We start from the raw sequence: 20,173 nt of genomic DNA, 5'->3' as shown, positions 1-20,173 counted from the left end.
GGCGGGGTTAGTGTGATGGCATGCCCGAGCTACCCGAGGTGGAGTCGCTCGCCGAGTTCCTGCGCGAGCGGGCCGTCGGCCGCCCGGTCGCCGCTGTCGACGTGGTGGCCTTCCAGGCGCTGAAGACGGTGGACCCGCCGGTGACCTCGCTGGCCGGGCTGACGGTGACGGGGGTCGCCCGGCACGGCAAGTTCCTCGACCTCGACTGCGACGGGCTCCACTTCGTCACCCACCTCGCCCGTGGCGGCTGGCTCCGCTGGCGGGACGACCTCTCGGGCGCGAAGCCCGTACGTCCCGGCAAGGGCCCCCTCGCGGCACGCGTGCGGTTCGCGCCCGGCGACGACGACAGGCAGCCCGGGTTCGAGCTAACCGAGGCGGGCACCCAGAAACGGCTCGCGGTCTACGTCGTCCGCGATCCCGGCGAGGTGCCGGGCATCGCGAGCCTCGGCCCCGATCCGCTCGCGCCCGAGTTCACCGTGGACGTGCTGAAGGGCATCCTGGGCGGCAGCCGCACGCGCATCAAGGGGCTCCTGCGCGACCAGAAGGTCATCGCCGGCATCGGCAACGCCTACTCCGACGAGGTGCTGCACGTCGCCAGGATGTCCCCGTTCAAGATCGCGGGGTCGCTCACCGACGACGCGGTGGCCGGCCTGCACGAGTCGATCGTCAGCACGCTGCGCGCGGCCGTCGAGCGCTCGCGCGGCATCGCCGCCAAGGACCTCAAGACCGAGAAGAAGTCGGGCCTGCGGGTGCACGGGCGTGCCGGGGAGCAGTGCGAGGTGTGCGGAGACACGATCAAGGAGGTCTCCTTCGCCGACTCCTCCCTGCAGTACTGCCCGACGTGCCAGACCGGCGGGAAGCCCCTCGCCGACCGCAGGATGTCCCGCCTGCTCAAGTAGTCCGCGCCCTCCGCTCGCCGAAGAACAACGCTCGGTCAGCGACGGCAACCGTCCGTTAGCGGGCGGAAAGCTCGCAGAGCGGGGACAATGAACGGCATGAACGTCCCTGAGATCGAGGCCAAGGCCGTACCCGACGACGTGTTCCTGCTCGATGTCCGCGAGCCCGACGAGTGGCAGGCGGGGCACGCCCCGACGGCCGTCCACATCCCGCTCGGCGCGCTGCAGCAGAGGGTCGACGAGGTCCCGGCGGGCGTTCCGGTCTATGTCGTCTGCCGGGTCGGCGGCAGGTCCGCGAGGGCCGCCGCGTGGCTCAACCACGTGGGCCGCGAGGCGATCAACGTCGAGGGCGGCATGCAGTCGTGGGCCGCCGCCGGCCGCCCGATGGTGGCGGAAAACGGGGGGCAGCCCTTCGTCGCCTAGCGGCGGGGTGTAATAATTCGGTCAAAATTGATACCGCGGGAGCTCGGGCGCAACCGGGCTGAGAGGGCGGTTCCCAGTCACGCTGGGCGCGCCGCCGACCGCATGAACCTGTCCGGATGGTGCCGTCATAGCTTGCCGTGCCGTCGCTGTGCAGATCAGAGGCCACCTACGGGTGGCGTAGGTGGCCCCTTTGGCCCCGTACAGCTACGAAGTACAGCAGTAGCCGCGCTGAAAGCCCTCCGCAGCCTTCCTGTCAGCCCTCCCGCGTGTGGTCGTGCGGCCCATCCAGCGCGCCGCCAAGCATCTGTGGGCGTCGACCCACCAGGCCGCGCGGGCGGACGCTAGGGTCGTGAACGTGTTGAGCTCATCGGTGAGTGGGGACTTGGTCGTCGTCGGCGCCGGCATTGTCGGCGCATCGGTGGCCTATCACGCCGCCCGGGCGGGCGCCGCGGTGACGTTGGTCGACGCCGGGCGGCCAGGCGCCGGCGTGACGGCGGACTCGTTCGCCTGGGTCGGAGCGTCTGGCGTGCGTAAAGGTCCGGCCGCCGGGCTGCGGGCCACCGCAACGGCGGAGTACCACCGACTCGGGGCCGAGTTGCCGGGACTCCCGGTTACCTGGTCCGGCTCGCTGAGCTGGACCAGGGAGGGCAGTGCGCCGGACGCCGGGCCCGGGCAGACGATCGTGGACGCGGCCACCGTGGCGACGCTCGAGCCCACCCTTCGGCAGCCTCCGGAGTGGGCTGTCTGGGCGCCGGATGACGGCGCTGTTGACTCGGTGGGCGTGACCGAGCGGCTGGTCGCGGCCGCTCGCACCCATGGAGCTCGGGTACATCTGGACACGCCGGTTACCGCGGTCCGCCGGGATACAGCGGGCCAGATCACCGGGGTTGAGACGTCAGCAGGACCCCTCTCCGGTGCGACGGTGGTGCTGGCGGCCGGAGTTGCCACGGCCGCGCTGTGCGCGCCGCTCGGCGTGCGCGTCCCGGTCGAACCGTCGCCGTCGCCGCTGTTCCGGCTCCGCGCCCCGGCCGGTCTGGTCCGCACCGTGGTCAACACTGAGGACTTCGATCTTCGGCAGGTCGCCGCGGACCGGCTGATCGCCGCCGCGGACTCGCCCGAACGGACCCTTGCCGCCGTCCGGTCCACTTTCCATGGCGCCGGGAGCGTCGAGCTGCTCAGCACCCGACTCGGAGCGCGCCCAATGCCGGCCGACGGTGAGCCGATCGTCGGCCCGGTCGCCGAGGTCCCCGGCCTCTACTTGGCAGTGATGCACTCGGCGGTCACGCTCGCCGCGGCCGTGGGCCGCCTGGTCGCGCGGGAGTTGGTCGACGGAACCGTTGAGTCGGCTCTGTCAGGTTGCCGCCTGGATCGCTTCTAATGGCACGGCCCCGTTGCAGCCTGCCCCGCTGCTGCTCTCGGAGCAGGACCGCTTGAGGGCGCTGAAACATCTCCGCATCTCCGCAACTTCTGCGGACCAGGCAGGGGGGGCGCCTCGCGGCCCTGCGTCGGCGCGTAAGGGGCCGGTAGCGGTAGCGGCCAGCACGAGGGGCAAGGGCACGGCGGAAGGGCTAGAGGCCGGAGGCCGGGCCGGGGCCGCTACCCGCTACCCGCGTCGAGATGGGCTGATCGGGGCCTGTGCGCTGGTAGCCGGGGGCGCACTTAGCTGTACTTCGGCGGACGGTGGCGGACGGAGCCGTGAGACGGCCGTGATCTCATGCCCCTGTGGTCAGATGCCGTCTGATGCGGCAAGATAGGGCGCTAACTGCATAAGCCGTAGCGGGAGCTCGGGAGCGCCGGGCTGAGAGGGCAACCGACCTGTTGCCGACCGCATGAACCTGTCCGGGTAATGCCGGCGTAGGGAGCGTGCGATGACGTCCGCCGTCGGCGAGGTCCCCCTGACACTCGACGAGGCCCCTCCGAAGACCTTGGGCCTGCTCGACCAGGGCGCCTTCTGGGCCAACCTCGGGGTGAGCCTCCTCGGCTTCTCCGGGGCCCTGTACCTGCTCAACCCATTGGGCGACACCCCGCTGAGCCTCGCCGCCGCCGTCCTCGCGGCGGTGGTCGGCAGCCTGATCGGCACCGTGATGGTCGGCCTCGCGGCTGTGCCCGGCGCGCGCACCGGCGCGCCGGCGATGGTGCTGCTGCGCGGCCTGTTCGGGGCCAGGCTGTCGTACATCCCGACGGTTCTGAACATCGTTCAGATGCTCGGCTGGGGGGCCTTCGAGCTGTGGGTGATCGCCACCGGGGCGCGTGCGATCTTCGGTGACTCGGTGCCGTACTGGGTCTGGGTGGTGGCGGCGGGGCTGCTCACCATCGCCCTGACGATCCGGCCGCTCGGCGCCATCCGCCTGCTCCGCCGCTTCGTGACGGCCGGGGTGGTCGTCGCGATGGTGTGGCTCGCGGTGGCGCTGCTGCGCGAGGCGCCCGCGCTCGGGGGCGGCGACTGGAAGGCCTTCGCCCCTGCCGTCGACTACGTGATCGCGCTCTCGGTCTCCTGGGTGCCGGTGGCGGCCGACTACGCGCGGCACTCGCGGTCGGGCCGGGCGGCCTTCGCGGGGGTGGTCGGCGGCTACACGATCGCCCAGGTCGCGTGCCTGGTCATCGGCATACTCGCGCTGGCCCTGGTCGGCAACGACCCCGACCGCGTGTGGGACGCGTTCGTCGCGGTGCCCCTCGGCGGCCTGTTCTTCGGCATCCTGGTGCTGAGGGAGGCCGACCAGTCGTTCGCCAACGTCTACTCCACGGCGATGTCCCTGCAGAACCTCCTGCCGAGGGTGGACCGCCGCGTCTTCTCGATCGGCGTCGGCGTGCTGACCACCGTCATCGCGCTCTTCGCCGACGTGAACTCCTACGGGGCGTTCCTCGGCGTCATCGGCGCGGTGTTCGTCCCGATGTTCGCCGTACTCGTGATCGACTACTTCCTGCTCGGCGGGGCCGCCAGGTGGGACACCTCGGCGAGCGCGCCCTCGCGATGGGGGATGATCGTGCCGTGGGTGCTCGGTTTCGTGGCGTACTGGCTGGTCACGGCCACGCCCACGGTGGCGTGGTGGGACTCGGTGTGGACGGCGCTCCGCGACGCGATCGGCTTCGAGCGGCAGGTCTGGATGAACGCCGCGCTGGCCGCCTTCGTCGTGTCCGCGCTGGCGACGCTGCTCGTGCGGGCGCTCAGCGGGCGGGGTCTTGGAGGCGGAGGTCCTCGAGGCTGAGGTTCTCGAGGCGGAGAAGGAACTGCTTGGCGGCGAGACCGCCGGCGTACCCTCCGGGATTCCCCTGGGACTCGATCGCCCGGTGGCAGGGGACGATGACGCAGACCGGGTTGGCGGTCAGCGCGTTGCCTATGGCGCGCAGCGCCTGGGGCCGCCCGATGCGCTCGGCGATCTCCGGAAATGTCGTGACGCTTCCGTAGGGCACGGCCATCGTCATCTGGAGCACCGTGCGGGCGAACGGCGTGGCCAGCCGCAGGTCGACGGGCAGGGTGAAGGCCCTGAGCCTGCCGGAGAAGTACGCGTCCAGCTCGCGGCGTATCGGGTCGAGGCGCCGGGGGTCGGGGCCGATGAACGAGCCGATCTCGCGGGTGATGCGCGCGAAGACCACGTGCTCGTTCTCGTAGCTGCAGGCGACCACGCCGCGCGCGGTGACGGCGAGCGCCAGCCGTCCGACAGGGGTGTCGGTCATCCCGAACGCGATGTCGGGCGGGGTCTCGCCCACATAGCCGGGAGCGGTCACCCGCACGAGGGCTTCGAGATCCCCTGTCGACATGGCCGCACCCCTCCCGGTCCCGCTACCAGGCAGCGTATCGGAGCGGAGGGTCCCACCGGTCGTGACGGCGAGCGCGCCGCGCGCCGTGGAAGGCCCCGTGAGGGTACGGTCCCGGCGAATGCGACGATTCGCACATCGAAATTGCCAAGACGCGATTGCAAAAACGGGCACGATGGGGTCCATGAGTGACGACCGGGTAGAGAACGCCGATGACGGCTTTGCCCGTGCTGTCCTCGCGAGCTCCCCGAATGCCGTCGTAGCCCTCGATCGCGACCTTTCCGTCCTCGTGTGGAATCCCGCCGCCGAGCGCCTGTTCGGCTGGACCTCAGGCGACATGACCGGGCGCAGGGCGCCGCTCGTCCCCGACGAGCTCATGGCCGAGCACAACGCGGTGCTCGAACGGGTCCGCACCGGAGGTCCCGTCTCCCTGCGCACCAAGCGCCTGCGCAGCGACGGCTCGCTCGTCGACGTGGGCGTGGACATGAGCGCGCTGCGCTCGGAGGCAGGCGCGCTGCTCGGGTACGTCAGCGTCTATCACTCGCTGGAGAACGACTCGGCCGCCCGCGACCGGGGCGCCCGCAGGGCGAGGCTCGTCCGGCGGCTCACCGACGTGGTCGGCGACATCAACGCCGAGCTTGAGCTGTCACCCGTGCTCGACCGCATCGCGGGGAGCCTCACCGAGCTGACCGGGGCAGACGCGGGCGGCTTCGTGCTGATCGAGGACGACCGCCTGCGGCTGGTCAGCACGCACGGGCTGCCCGACAGGCTGCGGGGCGCCACCGCCGACCTGCATACGAGCCTCGTCGGCAAGCTGCTGCGGACCGGCAAGACCGTCCTGCTGGAGACCGGCGACCAGACCGTGCTCGACGACCTGATCTGGTCGGAGCTGCCAGGACTGCACACCATCGCGCTCGGCGTGGCGGCGGTCGGCGGGCGGCCGTACGGGGCGCTGTACGCGCTGTTCGCCGAGCGCAAGGCCGGCCACATCGAGCTTGAGCTGCTGGAACTGCTGGCCGGGCACGCGGGGATCGCGCTCGCGAACGCCATGGCGTACCAGGACGCCGTGCGGCAGCGGGCCCACGAGCGGGCGGTCGTCGACGCGAGCGCGGACGGCATAGCCGTGCTCGACGGCACCGGGCTCGTCCGCCAGTGGAACCCCGCGGCCGAGGAGCTGACCGGGGTGCGGGCGCCCGAGGTGATCGGTCACCGGCCGCCGTTCCCACTGCCCGCGCCGGGCGAGAAGCTCACCACCCAGCTCCCGTGCGGGCGCTGGCTGGACGTCGTCAGCGCGAAGATCGACGAGACCGCCGAGATCGTCGTCGACTTCCGTGACGTCACGCGGGCCAAGGAGCTGGAGGAGGCCAAGGACCTGTTCCTCGCCACCACCAGCCACGAACTGCGCACGCCCATCACGGTGGTGCAGGGGTTCGCCAGCACGCTGGACGCGCGCTGGGACAAGCTGTCGGACGTGGAGCGCCGTTCCGCCGTGCGGACCATCGCGGAGCGGGCCAGGGCGCTCGGCCAGCTCATGGACCACCTCCTGCTCGGCGCGCGGGCCGGGGCCGAGGAGCTGAAGGTCCAGGTGGAGAGCTTCGACCTGGGCGAACGGGTGCGCGCGGCCACGCTGGGGATGCCCGTCCTGTCCGACCGGCACAGCGTGGAGGTGGACATCCCGAGCGACCTGCCACTGGTCGACGGCGATGCGCTGGCCACGGACATCCTGCTCGGCCAGCTCCTGGAGAACGCCTTCAAGTACTCGCCGGACGGCGGGTTGATCCGCGTGCTCGCGTGGGCCGAGGGCGACCACGTGGTCCTCGTGGTGGACGACGAGGGGGTGGGCATCGCGCCGGACGACCGCGAGCGCGTCTTCGAGCGGTTCGTCCAGGCGGACAGCGGCGACCGCCGCAGGTTCGGCGGTGTGGGGCTCGGGCTTTACATCGCCCGCAGCCTCGCCCGGGCCCAAGGCGGCGAGGTCTCCGCGCATTCCCGGCCCGGCGGAGGCACCCGAATGAGATTCATCTTGGGCACCGCACCGGCCTATATCGGATCCGACACACCGAACCGGTAACGAGCAGGTCACGGATGGACTCACCTATTGTCGAATCTGCACAAGCAATGATCGCCGCACGGTTTCCAGAACCATCGAACGGGGCATTTCGGTCGTACTGGGATGTGTTTTCCTCAGGGGGAAATGCAGGAGAACGGGGAAGTGAGGGCGTCGTGCTGTTGCCGTATGCGCCGACCAGCGTCGCCGTCGCACGCCAGCGTCTCAGCGCCGATCTCGAGGCATGGGGGGTGTTCGCCGCCGCGGTAGAGGACGCCGTCCTTGTGGTGAGCGAACTGCTGAGCAATGCGTTGCGTCACGCCCACCCGCTCCCATCAGGCCAGATCATGGCCACTTGGGACTGGGCGGACGAACATCTCGAGGTCACGGTGAGTGATGGAGGAGCGGCCACGGAGCCCCGTGCGGGACGGCCGACCCTCTCCTCGCTCGGCGGGCGGGGGCTCGGCATCGTCGAGTTCCTCGCCGTGCGCTGGGGGGTGCGCCACGACGGTGACGTGACCACGGTGTGGGCGGTTCTCCACGCCCCGGTCGCTGTCCTTAATTCACAAGTTAGAACGCCCGAAATAGGCGCTCTACGCGAGTGCGGATAGACGTTCTCTGCTGATAGGGCAGGACATACAGCGTGGGCCACCCCGGCCGCTTCCTAGTTCGCTGCCCGCAATACGGATGACCTTCACCCCTGAGGCCTCCAGGCGCGCGTTCGTCTCCACATTGCGTTCATAGGCGACCGCGACGCGCGGGGCGAGGGCGAGCGTGTTGTTCCCGTCGTCCCACTGCTCGCGTTCGGCGGTGACGGGGTCGAGCCCGGTGTCGATGACCTTGACCCGCTCGATGCCCATGGCCTGTGCCGCCGCCTCCAGGAACGGGCGGGGCTCGAAGACGCGAAGCTCGCCGTGCTCCATCGAGGTCACGGTGTAGGCCTGGAGCGAGTAGGCCACCGGGGGATACATGACCACGGTGTCCACGTCGACCATCGTGCAGATAGTGTCGAGGTGCATGGTGGCCCGCTGCTGGGCGATCGGCACCGCCAGCACGGTGTGCGCCAGCCCGGCCTCGAAGACGCGCCGGCAGAGGCGCTCCACCCCCGCCGGCGTCGTACGCTCCCCGGTGCCCACAGCGATGACGCCGGGGCCCATCAGCAGCACGTCACCGCCTTCCACATGCTCCAGCCAGGGCTCGTACAGGTGGTCCACTCCGGCGAACCTCGGGTGGTAGGTGTAGATCAGGCGGGTCAGGAGGCTCTCTCGCGTACGGGCCGGCATGGCGAGGCTGGTCACGGCCACGCGGTCGCCGATCCACACGCTGGAGTCCCTGGTGAACAGCAGGTTCGGCAGGGGGTCGATGACGAAGTCGTGCCGGTCCATCAGGCCGTACACCAGGCCCCGGCCGGTCTTCAGCTCCTCGCGGGCGAGCCCGGCGATCAGCGTCTGGGTGAGATCCTCCGGGTCGAGCTCCTCCAGGTGGTCCCGCGTCAGCTGCGCGAGCCTGTCGCCGAGCTGCCGCTCCTCCAGCACGGCGGGGATGATCTCCTGCCGTGCGGAGTCGTACTCCAGCGTGTCCTGGAGCAGCTCGGTGAGGTAGAGCACCTCGACCCCGTGGTCGCGCAGCGCCTGGGCGAAGGCGTCGTGCTCCTCCTGGGCCCTGCCGACCCACGGGATGCCGTCGAAGAGCAGCTTGTCGCTGTTGCGGGGGGTCAGCCGCTTGAGCTCGGCGCCCGGGCGGTGGAGCATGACCGTCTCCAGCCGCCCGACCTCGCTGTCGGCACCGTTCATCGTTCGGCCCTCCCGATTGAAGCAGGTCTTTCCGACATTCAACGTTAGTGGTGTACAAGTCCCCCAATCGGCATGAGGGCGTCGTGTCAGGCGGGCTTCGGATACAGGATCGCCCGCTCGGCCGCCGTCCACGCCGTGCTCACCAGCAGGTAGATGCCTGCCGCGAGGGGGAGGAAGGCCGCGACCAGGATGGTCCCGAACGGCATCAGCCGCAGCGCCTTCGGCTGGACGTCGCCCATCCGCCGCCAGGTCACCCACGCCAGCACCGCGAGCAGGGCGAACAACCCCACGAAGACCAGCGCGGGCAGGCTGAACAGGCCGCTCGCCCCGACCACGGCGGCGAAGTGCTCGCCGAGCGGGACGCCGAGGGCGCTCTGGGCCAGCAGCAGGTTGGGGTGCCCGGCGATCGTCGCCGAGACGAACACCCGGTAGGTGACCATGAGGAACGGCGCCTGGGCGAGACCGGGCATGATGCCCGCGAACATCGAGGTCCCCCCGGCGGCGTACAGCTTGGAGGTCTCCCGCATGAGGCGCTCGGGATCACGGGCGAAGCGCTTCCTCAGCGCCTCGACCTGCGGCGCGAGGCGCAGGCGGGCCTTCTGCGCGTTCGCCTGCCGGACGCTGAGCGGCGACAGGAGCAGGCGTACGGCCAGAGTGAACAGGACGATCGCGAAGACCGGGCCCGTGAGGGCCCCGAGGCCGCTGATGAGCCGGTAGGCGGAGTCGATGACGGTGTCGAACATGGCGAGAAGAGCCCCTTCGTCTATGGATGAACATGACGAAAGCGCCCGTGAGCGGCACGATTACCGGGACGCTAGACGGGCGCGGGGCCTGCGGATGGCGCTCTGGGCCGAGGGCGGCCGGCGGCGGCCGGGTGGAGCATCCGCACGAAGACGGCGTGCGCGGCGCGCGGACGGTGACCCGAGGTCACCGCGACCGAGGGCGCCGACGCCAGCCGCCCGAGAGCCCAGGCGAGAAGCAGAAGGGTCACCCCCACCAGCCCGGCCGTCGTCAGCGTCGCCGGGCTGATGTGCCCGGCGACGAGCTGCGCGATCAGCGCGACGGTGGTGGGGAAGCCGGTCATCCTACTTCTTCGACAGCTTTCCGACCACGGTGACGGCGGCGACGGCCACGACGGCGACGACGGCGATGACGAGCAGGATCTTGAAGATTCCCAGGACGAGGGGAAGCACGAGCCCGAACACTACGTAGAGTGCGAGCACGACGCCGAGGATTGAAAGAACGATGCGGGCCATATCCAGAAGGTACGTCGCACAGGGCCCGGCCGCGAGCGAGAGGCGATCTCTGGTCGAGATCGTGACCTCTGAGCACGGCATCCGTCTTACGAAGTTATGACGTGAGTCGTGTGAGCGGCCGGATCAGGCCTACCGTGGGGTGATGAGCGCGACCTCCCGACCTCGGATCCTCGTGGTGGACGACGACCCGACCGTGGCAGAGGTGGTCGTCAAGTACCTCGAACGCGATGGGCACCTCGTCGAGAGCGTCGGCGACGGCGCCGAGGCGCTGCGCAGGGCCCTCGCCAACCCGCCCGACCTGCTCGTCCTCGACCTGATGCTCCCAGGCATGGACGGCCTGCAGGTCTGCAAGAAGCTCAGGGAGCGCTGGCCGGTGCCGGTGATCATGCTGACCGCCCTCGGCGAGGAGATCGACCGGGTCGTGGGCCTCGAAACCGGTGCCGACGACTACGTCACCAAGCCGTTCAGCCCCCGCGAGCTGGCCCTGCGCGTGCAGTCGGTGCTGCGGCGGGCGCGCGGGGCGCTGGTGACGTCGGGCACGGGGGTGCTGCGCGACGGCGACCTGCTGGTCGACGTGGGGGCCCACGAGGTGCGGCTGGGCGAGCACGAGATCACCCTCACGGCCCGCGAGTTCGACCTGCTGGCGTACCTCATGCGCAACCCCCGCCAGGCGTTCAGCCGGGCCGCGCTGCTCAACCAGGTGTGGGGATGGTCCTTCGGCGACACATCAACGGTGACCGTCCATGTCCGCAGGCTCCGGGAGAAGATCGAGCCCGACCCGACCGCGCCCCGGCGCATCGTCACGGTCTGGGGCGTCGGTTACCGGTACGAGCCGGTGGAGGACGACACGGGCGGCGAGCGACCGTGATCCTCCAGATCGTCGCCGTCACCGCAGGCCTGGGACTGCTGATCGGCGGGCTCGGCCTAGCGGGACTGTGGCTCCTGCGCGGACGTTCGATCGCCATCACGCTCGCCGTGGTCGCGGTGGTCACCGTCGCCGCCACGCTCGCCGGGGTGGTGGCGATCACCATCGAGATGATCATCGACGGGCACCCCAAGAACGTCGTGCTCACCGTCGTCGCCGTCGCCGGGCTGGTCGGGCTCGGGGTCGCCATGGTGGTGGCCAGGCAGGTCGTCGGGGCCAGCAGGAGGCTGGTCGCCGCCGTGGAGGCCGTCTCGCCTTCCCGTGACTTCACCCCGCCGCCCGGCAGGCTCCCCGCCGAGCTGGAAACCATCTCAACGGCCCTGGACCAGGCGTACGAGCGGCTGCGCGAGGGGCGTGAGCGTGAAAGGGGCCTGGAGGGCGCGCGGCGCGAGCTGGTCGCCTGGGTCAGCCACGACCTCCGCACCCCCCTGGCGGGCATGCGCGCCATGGTGGAGGCGCTGGAGGACGGGGTCGTGGACGACACGGCGACCGTGCGGCGCTACCACAACCAGATCAGGGTGGAGGTCGACAGGCTGACCCACATGGTGGACGACCTGTTCGAGCTCTCGCGGATCCACGCGGGCGCGCTTCGGCTCTCCCCGCGGCGCATCGGGCTCGGCGACCTCGTGGCCGACGCCCTCGCGGGGGTGGAAGCCCTGGCCAAGGCCAAGGGAGTGCGCCTGACGGGCGAGGCCGAGCCCGTGCTGCCGGTCTACGCCGACGCCGCCGAGCTGGGACGCGCCCTGCGCAATCTCGTGGTCAACGCCATCCGGCACACCCCGGAGGACGGCACCGTGGTGGTGCGGGCCGTCGCGGACGAGGGCACCGTGCGCCTCTCGGTGGCGGACTGCTGTGGCGGCATCCCCGAGGACGACCTACCACGGGTCTTCGAGGTGGCCTTTCGGGGCGAGGCCGCGCGGACCCCTGGCCCCGATCGGGGCGCGGGGCTCGGCCTGGCCATCGCGCGCGGAATCGTCGAAGCGCATGAAGGCGCGATCGCCGTTGTCAACGAAGGCGCGGGCTGTCGTTTCGAGATCATGCTTCCGATCTCCGGGCCTGCGGCCTGACGTGCCGTTCTGGAGGCTCGTCAGGGGGCCCTCGGTGGTGAACCTGTAGCCGGAGATGTCGACGGACCCCTTCGCGCCGAGTGCGCCGTCCAAGCGGAACGAGGGACTCGTATCACCCGGGCTGCCCGGTGCGGTGTGATCGCTCGGCCCGTACGCGCTCGCGCCTGAGTGGTCGCCGGCCTCGTGGTAGGTCTCGGAGTACTCCCCGCCCGGCGCGGGGGCGTACTCGGAGGCCGGGCTCGCGCGCTCGTACGCCGGGAGGGCGTCGAGCGCCTCCGACATCGCCCTGAACGTCGGGCAGGGCCAGCGCCACATGCAGCTCCTGCAGCGCAGGATCGGGTGGGCGGCGTCACTCGTGATGCCGCCCGCGTCGCGGGGCTGGTGCAGGTCGAGCAGGCGCAGGCCGAGCTCGGAGAAGCACAGCAACTCCGCGCGCGCACCCACGAGCATGTCCAGATCATCGACGTGAAGACGTGTCTTGATCGGAACGTAACCATCTCTGTTGATCAGAGACTGGAATGGCAGGGCCGCGTCCCCCCAGGCGCGGGCCCTGTCGGTGCGGGCGAGGATGCCTTCAAGCCGCTCGCGCATGCATTGTCGCTGGGGATCCTCAGGTATCTCACTGTTCATTCGCGCTGTCGGGCCCGTCGCGTTCCACGCCCGCCCCTCCTTGTCGGAGTGATGACCGGACGCGGAGGTTTCGGGCCTCCCCCCCTTCCGGCGGAGCCGGTGTCGCATAGCGTTAAGCTTTGCGTACTCAGCGTTTTCGCGAGGCCGAAACGGGGAACAAAGGGCGGACGACTCTTCGGTTATCGCGGTAGAACGTGACCCGGGGGCAGTACGGCGCTAGTGTGCCCGCTGTGGAGCTCAAGGTCTCGACTCGATCACATGCCGATCACGCCATCTTGACGGTAGTCGGCGAAATCGACCTTTATACCGCGCCTCGTCTTCAGGCGGAGTTCACCCGCCTGCTGGAGACCGGGCCCGACAGGGTCGTCATAGACATGTCCGGCGTGGAGTTCTGCGACTCCACGGGCATGAACGTCCTGCTGTCCGCACTCAAGCGCATGCGAGAACGCGGCGGCAGGCTGGAGGTGGCCTCGCCACGCCCGGCCGTCCGCAAGATCCTCCAGGTGACCGGTCTCGACTCGGTGTTCACCGTGCACGACACCATTCCCGCGGAGTTGCTCACGGCGGAGCATCCGGGCTAGCGTCGGGCGGTCGCCAACGGCAGCGAACCGGACGAGGAGCGATGAGCGACCCATCCGCAAAGCCCGACACAGCGGTGATCATCTCGGCCAAGGACGAGGCCGACCGCATCGGCGCCACCGTGACCGCGGCCCTGGCCATTCCCGGGGTCGATCTGGTCGTGGTGGTCGACGACGGCTCGTTCGACGACACCGGGCGGGTGGCCAAGGCCGCGGGCGCGCGTGTCGTGCGCCACAGCCGCAACCGCGGCAAGGCCGCGGCGATGGAGAGCGGCGCGGAGGCCGTGCGCCTGTTCGACGAGGAGGAGACCCGTCATCTGCTCTTTCTCGACGCCGATCTGGGTGACACCGCGGGCGAGGCCGCGCGGCTGATCGAGCCGGTACGCGACGGTTCCGCCGACATGACCATCGCCACGTTCAGCACCCGCGTCAAGCTGGGCGGGCACGGCTTCGTCGTACGGCTGGCGCGCGAGGGCATCAAACGCGCCTCCGGCTGGGTGGCCACCCAGCCTCTCAACGGCCAGCGCTGCCTGACCAGGGCGGCGTTCGAGGCGGCCCGTCCGCTGGCGCATGGTTTCGGCGTCGAGACCGGACTGACGATCGACCTGGTCCGCAAGGGCTTCCGGGTCGTCGAGGTCGAGGTGAACATGGCGCATCGCGCCACCGGCACCGACTGGCACGCCCAACTCCACCGCGCCCGCCAGTTCCGCGACGTGGCCCTGGCCCTCGCCACCCGCGAACAAGCCCTGACCAACCTGAAGCGCCCCACCCGTCCTCCCCGCTGAACCCCACACCCCCACCCAGAGCCTCCGGAACGGGTAGGCCGCCGGGTGCCGCTTGATCATTCTCGCGCCCCTGACCCGGCGCGGGCGCGGCCCGCACGAAGGTGCCGGGGCGGTCCTGCCTTGTTGACGTGGCGCGAGTGGGCTGCTCGATGTGCTGGAATCGTGCGGTGGATCGGGACGTGTTGCGGGGGCGCGGTGGGCCGGCGGTGGTCGCCGTCGCGGGCATCGCGCTCAGCATCGTCGTCACGATCGCGATCGGGGCGCTCGGCCCCTCGGCCGTGGTGCCCCCTCTGCCCGGGCCCGCGTGGCAGCCGCCGTACTCCCTGGGCGCGCATCCCGGCGGCCACCTGGTCATCGCCCTGGAAGCGGTGGCGATCGTGCTGGGCGCCCTGGGCCTCGGTGCCGGGCTGCTCGCCGTGCGGCGCGGCTGGGCGCCCGACCCCCGCAGGCTCCTGCTCGCCGGGTGCCTCGCCGTCGTGGTGCTGGCCTTCCTGCCGCCCTCCGGTTCCGCCGACCATCTGAACTACGCGGCGTACGGCCGCATGGTGGTGCTCGGTCACGATCCCTACGCCATGGGCGCGGTCGCCCTGCACGGAGACCCGGTCGCGGATTCGGTCGAGAGGCCCTGGCAGGAGGAGCCGAGCGTGTACGGGCCGGTCGCGACGGCCGTGCAGGCTCTGGCCGGTCTGGTCGGCGGCGACTCGGTACGCCTGATCGTCTTCGTGCTCGCCCTTGTGAACGCGGCCGCCTTCGTCGCCACGGCGCTGCTGCTCCACAGGTTCACGCGGGACGACCGGGCGCGGCAGGCACGCGCGGCGCTGCTGTGGACGGTCAACCCCCTGGTGGTCTACCAGTTGGTCGCGGGGATGCATGTCGACACGCTGGCCATCGCCTTCGTGGTCGCCGCGCTGGTCACAGTGGGGGGCCGGCGTTGGTGGACCACCGGGCCGCTGCTCGGCCTCGCCATCGCGGTCAAGGTCAACGCTGGGCTGGTCGCGCTCGGCCCGGCATGGGACCTGCGGCGGCAGCCGAGGAAGCTCGCGGTGGTGGCGGGCACGGCGACGCTCACCGTGCTGGTCGCCTACCTGCTGGCGGGTCCGCATTCGCTGGACCAGGTGCTGCACGCCAGCAAGTCGATCTCCTGGGCCACCCCCTGGCACCTCGTCCAGCGCGGGCTCCAGGCCATGTTCGGCGAAGGCGCCTATCGCGTCTGGATCCAGATCGGATCACTACTCCTCCTCGCCTTGCTCGCCACCTCCCTCCTCCGCCACCGACGGCCCCACCTCCCCCCCACCACCCCCTCCGGCACCCCCTCCGGCACCCCCTCCGGCACCGCCATGCCGTCCCGGATCGCCATGCCGTCCCGGATCGCCATGCCGTCCCGGATCGCCATGCCGTCCCGGATCGCCATGTCGTCCCGGATCGCCGCGCTGCTGCGAACGCTCGCGCCGTCGCGTCAGGGTGAAGCCGGGGGTGCGGCGGTGCACGGTCGGGTGGATGCCGGAGTGGCGGTTGATGGGGAAGGTCCAGGATTTGCGCGTGCTCGGCGGGCTGAGGGCGGTTGGGCGGCCGTGGGTGCGCGTGCTCGGGGGGCTGAGGGGGGGTGGGTGGCCGTGGGGATGGTCGTCGCCTGGTTGTTCGCCGCGCCGTACGCCCTGCCGTGGTACGACGGGCTGGCCTTCGCGCTGCTGGCCATCGTGCCCGCGACGGCGCTCGACGGCTTCGTGGTCGCGCGCCTCGCCGTGCTGTCCCTGGCGTACCTTCCGGCGCGCCAGGACGGTCAGCCTCCCGACCTCGGATGGCTGGTCACCGTGGTGCGGGCCCAGGTGGTGCCGTGGATCCTGCTGGCGTTGACGGTCGCCCTGGTGTGGTGGGCCCTGAGCGCTGGAGCGCGCGGATCGACGCGGCGAGGGTGAGCGGCACCGCCACCGTAAGCGCCATGGCCGGGATCGCGATGCCGGAGTCGTTGATCAGGAACCCGACCAGCGCGGTGGTGAGCACGCCGAACAGCCCGGCACGCAGCGCCGGGGCGCGCGTGTAGGCGAGGCTGAGCGCCGAGGCGCCCCACTGTGACGGACGGGCGAGCACGAGGTAGAGGAACGCCAGCGCGGCCAGTGAGAGCGCGGTGAGCTGCCAGTTCCCGAGGGTGCCGACCATCGAGCTCAGCTTGCGCCCGATGACCGGCAACGCCTCGCCCCCGATCACCTGCTGGACGAACGCGCCCAGGTGCGTGCGCTGGTCGCTCGGCCGCAGCCAGTCGGCCAGCGCGATCACGCTGATGAGCGCGGCCCCGGCGACGGCGACGATCGCGAGCCTGCCTACCGTGATCCGCCGGCCGGAGAGCATCATGACGAACACCGCGAACCCGAGAACGAACGCGGGCACCCCGCCGAAGTCCGCGCCCCAGGCGGGCCACCCGTCCGCGAAGATCGTGAGCAGCCCGTACGCGAGACAGATGGCCAGGGCGATCGCGCGCCGCCCACGCTCCATGAGCACCTGCGACACCCCGGCGAGGGCCAGTATCGTGCCGGTCGCGTACACGGCGAAGGCGATGTTGCTGAAGCCGTAGAACCGGCCGCCGGTGACCGGCTCGTAACCGGTGACGGCGTTCACTTGGAGGCGCGACCCCGTCATCACATCGATCAGCAACGCGAGGGACGTGACGCCCGCCACCACGGTGAGCGGGCCGAGCACGTGCGAGCGCCAGGGCCCCGCGAAGGCGAGCGCCGCCAGCAGTCCGACGAACCCCATGATCGTGAGGATCAGGGCGGCCATCGGATGGGGGAGATTCCACCAGGGAACGAGCTGCGCCAGGAACGTCGACACCGCGACGGCCCCACTCGCCACCGCCAGCACCTGCGTGGCGGCCAAGACCCGGTGACCACCCCAGCGGCGGCGGACGGCGAAGGCGGCCAGGCCGTAGAAGAGCAACTGGACGGCCACGAAGACCGCGTAGAACGGCGCGCGCACCTCGACGAGGACCCGGCTGGCCAGGTCGGCGTCGGACAGCTCCCTGACGGTGTCCGAGACGGAGGCGGGTGCCGCCCCACCGGACATCCAGGGACGTCCGACGGTTCCCTCGGGGACGGGCGTGCCGAGCAGGTGCAGGACCGTGGTGGTCAGGTCGGTGATGGTCACCAGGGCGTCCTGGCGGGTGGAGGAGGCGGTGAGGTGGCCACGGTGGTACGGCTCCCCGGCGGGGGACGGCCCTTCGGCCATGGCCACGTGGAGGTGTGAGGTGGCTGACGCGTCGGACAGGCCGGCCACGAGGGTGGTGGCTCCCGCGGGCAGCAGCCGCAGGATCTCGCCGACCCGGCGATCGGCGGCCGCCACCGCCTGGGCACGGGCTTGCCGGGTCAGGTCGGGGGGTGTCGCGGCCGGGGTCGCCCCCGGCTGGGTGATCCAGGCGCGGGCCAGGTCGTCGACGTCGGCGACCACCAGCGCGTAACGGCTCAGGTCGCCGAGGGCTCCGGCGCTATCCGCATATTTCTGGACGTTCCCGGATTTGTCGGCTGCGCCGAGTGCGGCTCCGGGGCCCACGGCCGCCACCGTGCCCCCGGCGTCGCGTACGGCCTGGCCGAGCAGGCCGATGGTGGCACGGTAGGACGTGGCGGCGTTGAAGGACGCCAGCTCGGCCCAGCCGGGGACGGTCGCCGAGCCGTCGGCGGACGCCTGTGGTGCCGGGGGGAGGGCGCACTCGCTCGCCGCGGAGCCCGCCCGCTGACCGGCCGAAACCGTCAGCCACCCTGCGACGGGACAGATGCTCGGGTGGTTCGGCCTGGGGTAGGCGCGGATCGACATCGACGCCGACGCGCTCTTGCCGACCAGCGCCCATAGGTTCGGCGTGCCGGTCTCGCTGAGATCGGCCCACTGCAGCCCGGGGACACCGACCAGCACAACGTGCCCCGACGGCGCCGTGTGGGCCCTCTCAGGAAGACCAGCGCGCGAAGCCGCCTGAGCCGTGCCGCCGCATAGAGCGACCACCCCCAAGACGTACGCCAGCACCATCCAGCCGCGCAGGGAACCCCCTCGACGCCGGGACTTCCCCCGACGCTCGCCCCGCGGCTGGAAGGCCTTTTCGGGGGCTTGGGTGGGATGGTGGCCGGGAAGTGCGGTTGTGGGCGTGAGGGGGTGGGGGGTGGCTTCTCGTGTGCTCAACAGGAACCTCGCTTCCACCCTTGAAGAGCCCTCTGACGACGACTTCGCCCTGGAAACCATAGCCAGAACGCCGACCCTCTTCGCACTTCAAAGATCATCTTGTGGATAACCCGGAGGGAAGGGCGGCGACTGTGGACCCGGATCGCGGCGCGAGAGTGGGTCACGGGTCGGTTTTCGAAAGGGTGGATGGCGGCTCGGGTTTCGCGAGGCCCGGGCGGAGGTCGGGATTGGGAGGGTGGATGGCGGGTCGGGTTTCGCGAGGGCCGGGCGCGGGTCGGGTTTTGGGAGGGTGGATGGCGGACCCGGGTTGGGGAGGGTGGATGGCGGACCCGGGTTGGGGAGGGTGGATGGCGGACCCGGGTTGGGGAGGGTGGATCGAGGGTCGGGTTTCGGGAGGGTAGGCGGTAGCCTGCCACGTCGTGGGGACTGGTGAGAGGTCGGTGGCCGGGCGGCGGTGGTGGACATGGCCGCTCATCTTGCTGATCGTCGGCGTGGCCGCCGTCCCGCTGGTGAGTTACTGGCTGACCAATCCCGCCGATCAGCGCCTCGTCGACCTGGACGTCTACCGCACCGGCGGCGAGAGCGTCCTGCGGGGGCTCCCGGTCTATGACGTGATCACTCCCGCGCCCCAGCTGCTGCCGTTCACCTACCCGCCGATCGCCGCGCTGCTGGCCACCCCGCTGGCCGCGATGTCCTGGCCCGCGGCCCAGTGGGCGTGGACCGCCGGAGTCCTGGCCTGCCTCATCGTGACGGTCTGGTACAGCTTCCGGGAGCTTCTCGCGCGCGCGGAGCATCTCGTACGTCCCGGCCTGCGGGGGTGGGCGGTCGCCGTGCCGGCCGGGGTGCTCGCGGTGGCGTGCATGTATCTCATGCCGATCAGAGACCAGGTGCGGTTCGGCCAGGTCGACATCCTGCTGGTGATGCTCTGCCTGGTCGACTGCGTCGCCCGCAGGCCCTGGTGGCCGCGCGGCATGCTGATCGGGCTCGCCACGGCGGTCAAGCTCACTCCCGGCGTCTTCCTGATATATCTGCTGATCACCGGCTTTGGAAAAGACGGCCTGCCCGAGCAGCGGAAGACCTTCTTCATGGCCGCGTTCACCACGGCGCTGCTGACGGTGCTGCCCTTTCTCGTGATCCCGCAGGACTCCACCGCCTTCTGGTTCTCCGCCCTGCTGGACTCCGATCGCGTGGGGTCCAACACCTCCACGACCAACCAGTCGATCCGTGGGATGCTGCTCCGCCTCTACCTGCCCGGATGGCTCACCTCGGTGCTCTGGCTCGCGCTGGTGGCCGTCGTTGCCTGGTACGGCTTCCGCCACGCCCGCAGGGCCTTGCGCGAAGGCGACCGGATGACCGCCGTGGCGCTGACGGGCCTGATGGCCGTGCTGCTCTCACCGGTCGCCTGGATCCACCACCTCGCCTGGGTGGTCGTGGCCCTCGCCGCGCTCGCCGGATCCCGGCTCGGTGCCGCTCCACTCCCTGAAGGCGTGAAGGGCACCCCTGAAGGCGACGAGACCGTGCACCGAGAACAGGCCGTTCCGGTCGCTGGAGCCCCTCCCGCGGGCCTGTGGAAGCGTCTAGCCTGGCTCTGGGTGCCCGCCGCCGTCTGGATCTACTACGTGCTGCCGATCCCCTGGTGGGGCGTCTCGCTGCGCGCCGCGGGGATCCCCGTGCTCAGCCCCGTCGCCGGGCGCATCGTCCAGGACGCCTTCGGGCTCGGGGCGATCGGCGTCGTGTGGCTCCTCGCCCGCCGTACGAGCGGGCCCCAAGCCACCGCCGCCCGTACCACCGGCGACCGAGGCACGGGCGGTGTGGACACGACCAGCCCCCATGTCGTCCCACGTAAAATTGGGTAAAGG

General features: G+C 70.9%; 18 protein-coding genes and 1 riboswitch. Of the genes, 12 read left to right on the top strand and 6 right to left on the bottom strand.

The window, feature by feature from the left end; all coding sequences use genetic code 11:
• Positions 1 to 20 precede the first annotated feature (20 nt).
• From ACOZ38_RS44730 to ACOZ38_RS44715, 4 genes are all read left to right on the top strand, one after another.
• Complete coding sequence (locus tag ACOZ38_RS44730; RefSeq protein ID WP_405142723.1) at positions 21 to 899, top strand: Fpg/Nei family DNA glycosylase; 879 nt, start codon at positions 21 to 23, stop codon at positions 897 to 899.
• Between the two features lie 87 nt (positions 900 to 986).
• Positions 987 to 1,319, top strand: coding sequence for a rhodanese-like domain-containing protein (locus ACOZ38_RS44725; protein WP_424536857.1), 333 nt, complete (start codon positions 987 to 989; stop codon positions 1,317 to 1,319).
• A gap of 382 nt (positions 1,320 to 1,701) precedes the next feature.
• Positions 1,702 to 2,697 (top strand): NAD(P)/FAD-dependent oxidoreductase, encoded by a 996-nt coding sequence (locus ACOZ38_RS44720; RefSeq protein WP_424536856.1) that lies wholly within the window; start codon positions 1,702 to 1,704, stop codon positions 2,695 to 2,697.
• Positions 2,698 to 3,085: 388 nt separating this feature from the next.
• A riboswitch (TPP riboswitch) is annotated at positions 3,086 to 3,198 on the top strand.
• On the top strand, positions 3,188 to 4,525 hold the full coding sequence (locus tag ACOZ38_RS44715) for a purine-cytosine permease family protein (protein ID WP_424536855.1): 1,338 nt from the start codon (positions 3,188 to 3,190) through the stop codon (positions 4,523 to 4,525). It overlaps the preceding riboswitch by 11 nt.
• On the opposite strand, the gene ACOZ38_RS44710 is transcribed toward ACOZ38_RS44715, so the two are convergent.
• Positions 4,485 to 5,078 carry a methylated-DNA--[protein]-cysteine S-methyltransferase gene (locus ACOZ38_RS44710; protein ID WP_405142719.1) on the bottom strand — a complete coding sequence of 198 codons (594 nt, stop codon included), beginning with the start codon at positions 5,076 to 5,078 and terminating at the stop codon, positions 4,485 to 4,487. The genes ACOZ38_RS44715 and ACOZ38_RS44710 overlap by 41 nt on opposite strands.
• A 181-nt stretch (positions 5,079 to 5,259) precedes the next feature.
• Here ACOZ38_RS44710 and ACOZ38_RS44705 point away from each other — a divergent pair, with 181 nt between their 5' ends.
• Entirely contained in the window at positions 5,260 to 7,146 is a 1,887-nt protein-coding gene (locus ACOZ38_RS44705; protein WP_424536854.1) for an ATP-binding protein, read from the top strand.
• A 152-nt stretch (positions 7,147 to 7,298) separates the two neighbouring features.
• Positions 7,299 to 7,733: an ATP-binding protein gene (locus ACOZ38_RS44700; protein WP_424536853.1), complete on the top strand. Its 435-nt coding sequence runs from the start codon at positions 7,299 to 7,301 to the stop codon at positions 7,731 to 7,733.
• Here ACOZ38_RS44700 and ACOZ38_RS44695 read toward each other — a convergent pair.
• The 4 genes from ACOZ38_RS44695 to ACOZ38_RS44680 form a co-directional block, all read right to left on the bottom strand.
• Positions 7,716 to 8,915 carry an arginine deiminase gene (locus ACOZ38_RS44695; RefSeq protein ID WP_405142714.1) on the bottom strand — a complete coding sequence of 400 codons (1,200 nt, stop codon included), beginning with the start codon at positions 8,913 to 8,915 and terminating at the stop codon, positions 7,716 to 7,718. The two genes, ACOZ38_RS44700 and ACOZ38_RS44695, sit on opposite strands and share 18 nt — an antisense overlap.
• An 86-nt stretch (positions 8,916 to 9,001) precedes the next feature.
• Positions 9,002 to 9,658, bottom strand: coding sequence for a YidC/Oxa1 family membrane protein insertase (locus ACOZ38_RS44690; RefSeq protein ID WP_424536852.1), 657 nt, complete (start codon positions 9,656 to 9,658; stop codon positions 9,002 to 9,004).
• A gap of 71 nt (positions 9,659 to 9,729) precedes the next feature.
• Positions 9,730 to 9,999 carry a DUF6412 domain-containing protein gene (locus ACOZ38_RS44685; RefSeq protein ID WP_424536851.1) on the bottom strand — a complete coding sequence of 90 codons (270 nt, stop codon included), beginning with the start codon at positions 9,997 to 9,999 and terminating at the stop codon, positions 9,730 to 9,732.
• 1 nt (position 10,000) lies between these two features.
• Positions 10,001 to 10,171 carry a hypothetical protein gene (locus tag ACOZ38_RS44680; RefSeq protein WP_424536850.1) on the bottom strand — a complete coding sequence of 57 codons (171 nt, stop codon included), beginning with the start codon at positions 10,169 to 10,171 and terminating at the stop codon, positions 10,001 to 10,003.
• Between the two features lie 142 nt (positions 10,172 to 10,313).
• Between ACOZ38_RS44680 and ACOZ38_RS44675 the strand changes: the two genes are divergently transcribed.
• From ACOZ38_RS44675 to mptB, 5 genes are all read left to right on the top strand, one after another.
• Positions 10,314 to 11,039, top strand: coding sequence for a response regulator transcription factor (locus ACOZ38_RS44675; protein WP_405142709.1), 726 nt, complete (start codon positions 10,314 to 10,316; stop codon positions 11,037 to 11,039).
• Positions 11,036 to 12,163: a sensor histidine kinase gene (locus ACOZ38_RS44670; protein WP_424536849.1), complete on the top strand. Its 1,128-nt coding sequence runs from the start codon at positions 11,036 to 11,038 to the stop codon at positions 12,161 to 12,163. Before ACOZ38_RS44675 ends, ACOZ38_RS44670 begins: the two co-directional genes overlap by 4 nt.
• A gap of 860 nt (positions 12,164 to 13,023) precedes the next feature.
• Positions 13,024 to 13,374: an STAS domain-containing protein gene (locus ACOZ38_RS44665; RefSeq protein WP_363916129.1), complete on the top strand. Its 351-nt coding sequence runs from the start codon at positions 13,024 to 13,026 to the stop codon at positions 13,372 to 13,374.
• Between the two features lie 41 nt (positions 13,375 to 13,415).
• Positions 13,416 to 14,156, top strand: coding sequence for a glycosyltransferase family 2 protein (locus ACOZ38_RS44660; RefSeq protein ID WP_424536848.1), 741 nt, complete (start codon positions 13,416 to 13,418; stop codon positions 14,154 to 14,156).
• A gap of 167 nt (positions 14,157 to 14,323) precedes the next feature.
• Complete coding sequence (mptB, locus tag ACOZ38_RS44655) at positions 14,324 to 16,072, top strand: polyprenol phosphomannose-dependent alpha 1,6 mannosyltransferase MptB (protein WP_424536847.1); 1,749 nt, start codon at positions 14,324 to 14,326, stop codon at positions 16,070 to 16,072.
• Here mptB and ACOZ38_RS44650 read toward each other — a convergent pair.
• The gene (locus ACOZ38_RS44650) at positions 15,963 to 18,053 is read right to left on the bottom strand and encodes a hypothetical protein (RefSeq protein ID WP_424536846.1); all 2,091 of its coding nucleotides are present in this window, start codon (positions 18,051 to 18,053) and stop codon (positions 15,963 to 15,965) included. The genes mptB and ACOZ38_RS44650 overlap by 110 nt on opposite strands.
• 680 nt (positions 18,054 to 18,733) lie before the next feature.
• On the opposite strand from ACOZ38_RS44650, the gene ACOZ38_RS44645 reads away from it, so the two are divergent.
• Complete coding sequence (locus tag ACOZ38_RS44645) at positions 18,734 to 20,170, top strand: glycosyltransferase 87 family protein (RefSeq protein ID WP_424536845.1); 1,437 nt, start codon at positions 18,734 to 18,736, stop codon at positions 20,168 to 20,170.
• The last annotated feature ends 3 nt before the right edge of the window (positions 20,171 to 20,173 follow it).

The organism is Sphaerisporangium viridialbum (genome assembly GCF_049674955.1).
GTDB lineage: Bacteria > Actinomycetota > Actinomycetes > Streptosporangiales > Streptosporangiaceae > Sphaerisporangium > Sphaerisporangium viridialbum.
Note: the sequence above shows the minus strand (reverse complement) of the source record. Positions and strands in the feature narration are given on the sequence as shown.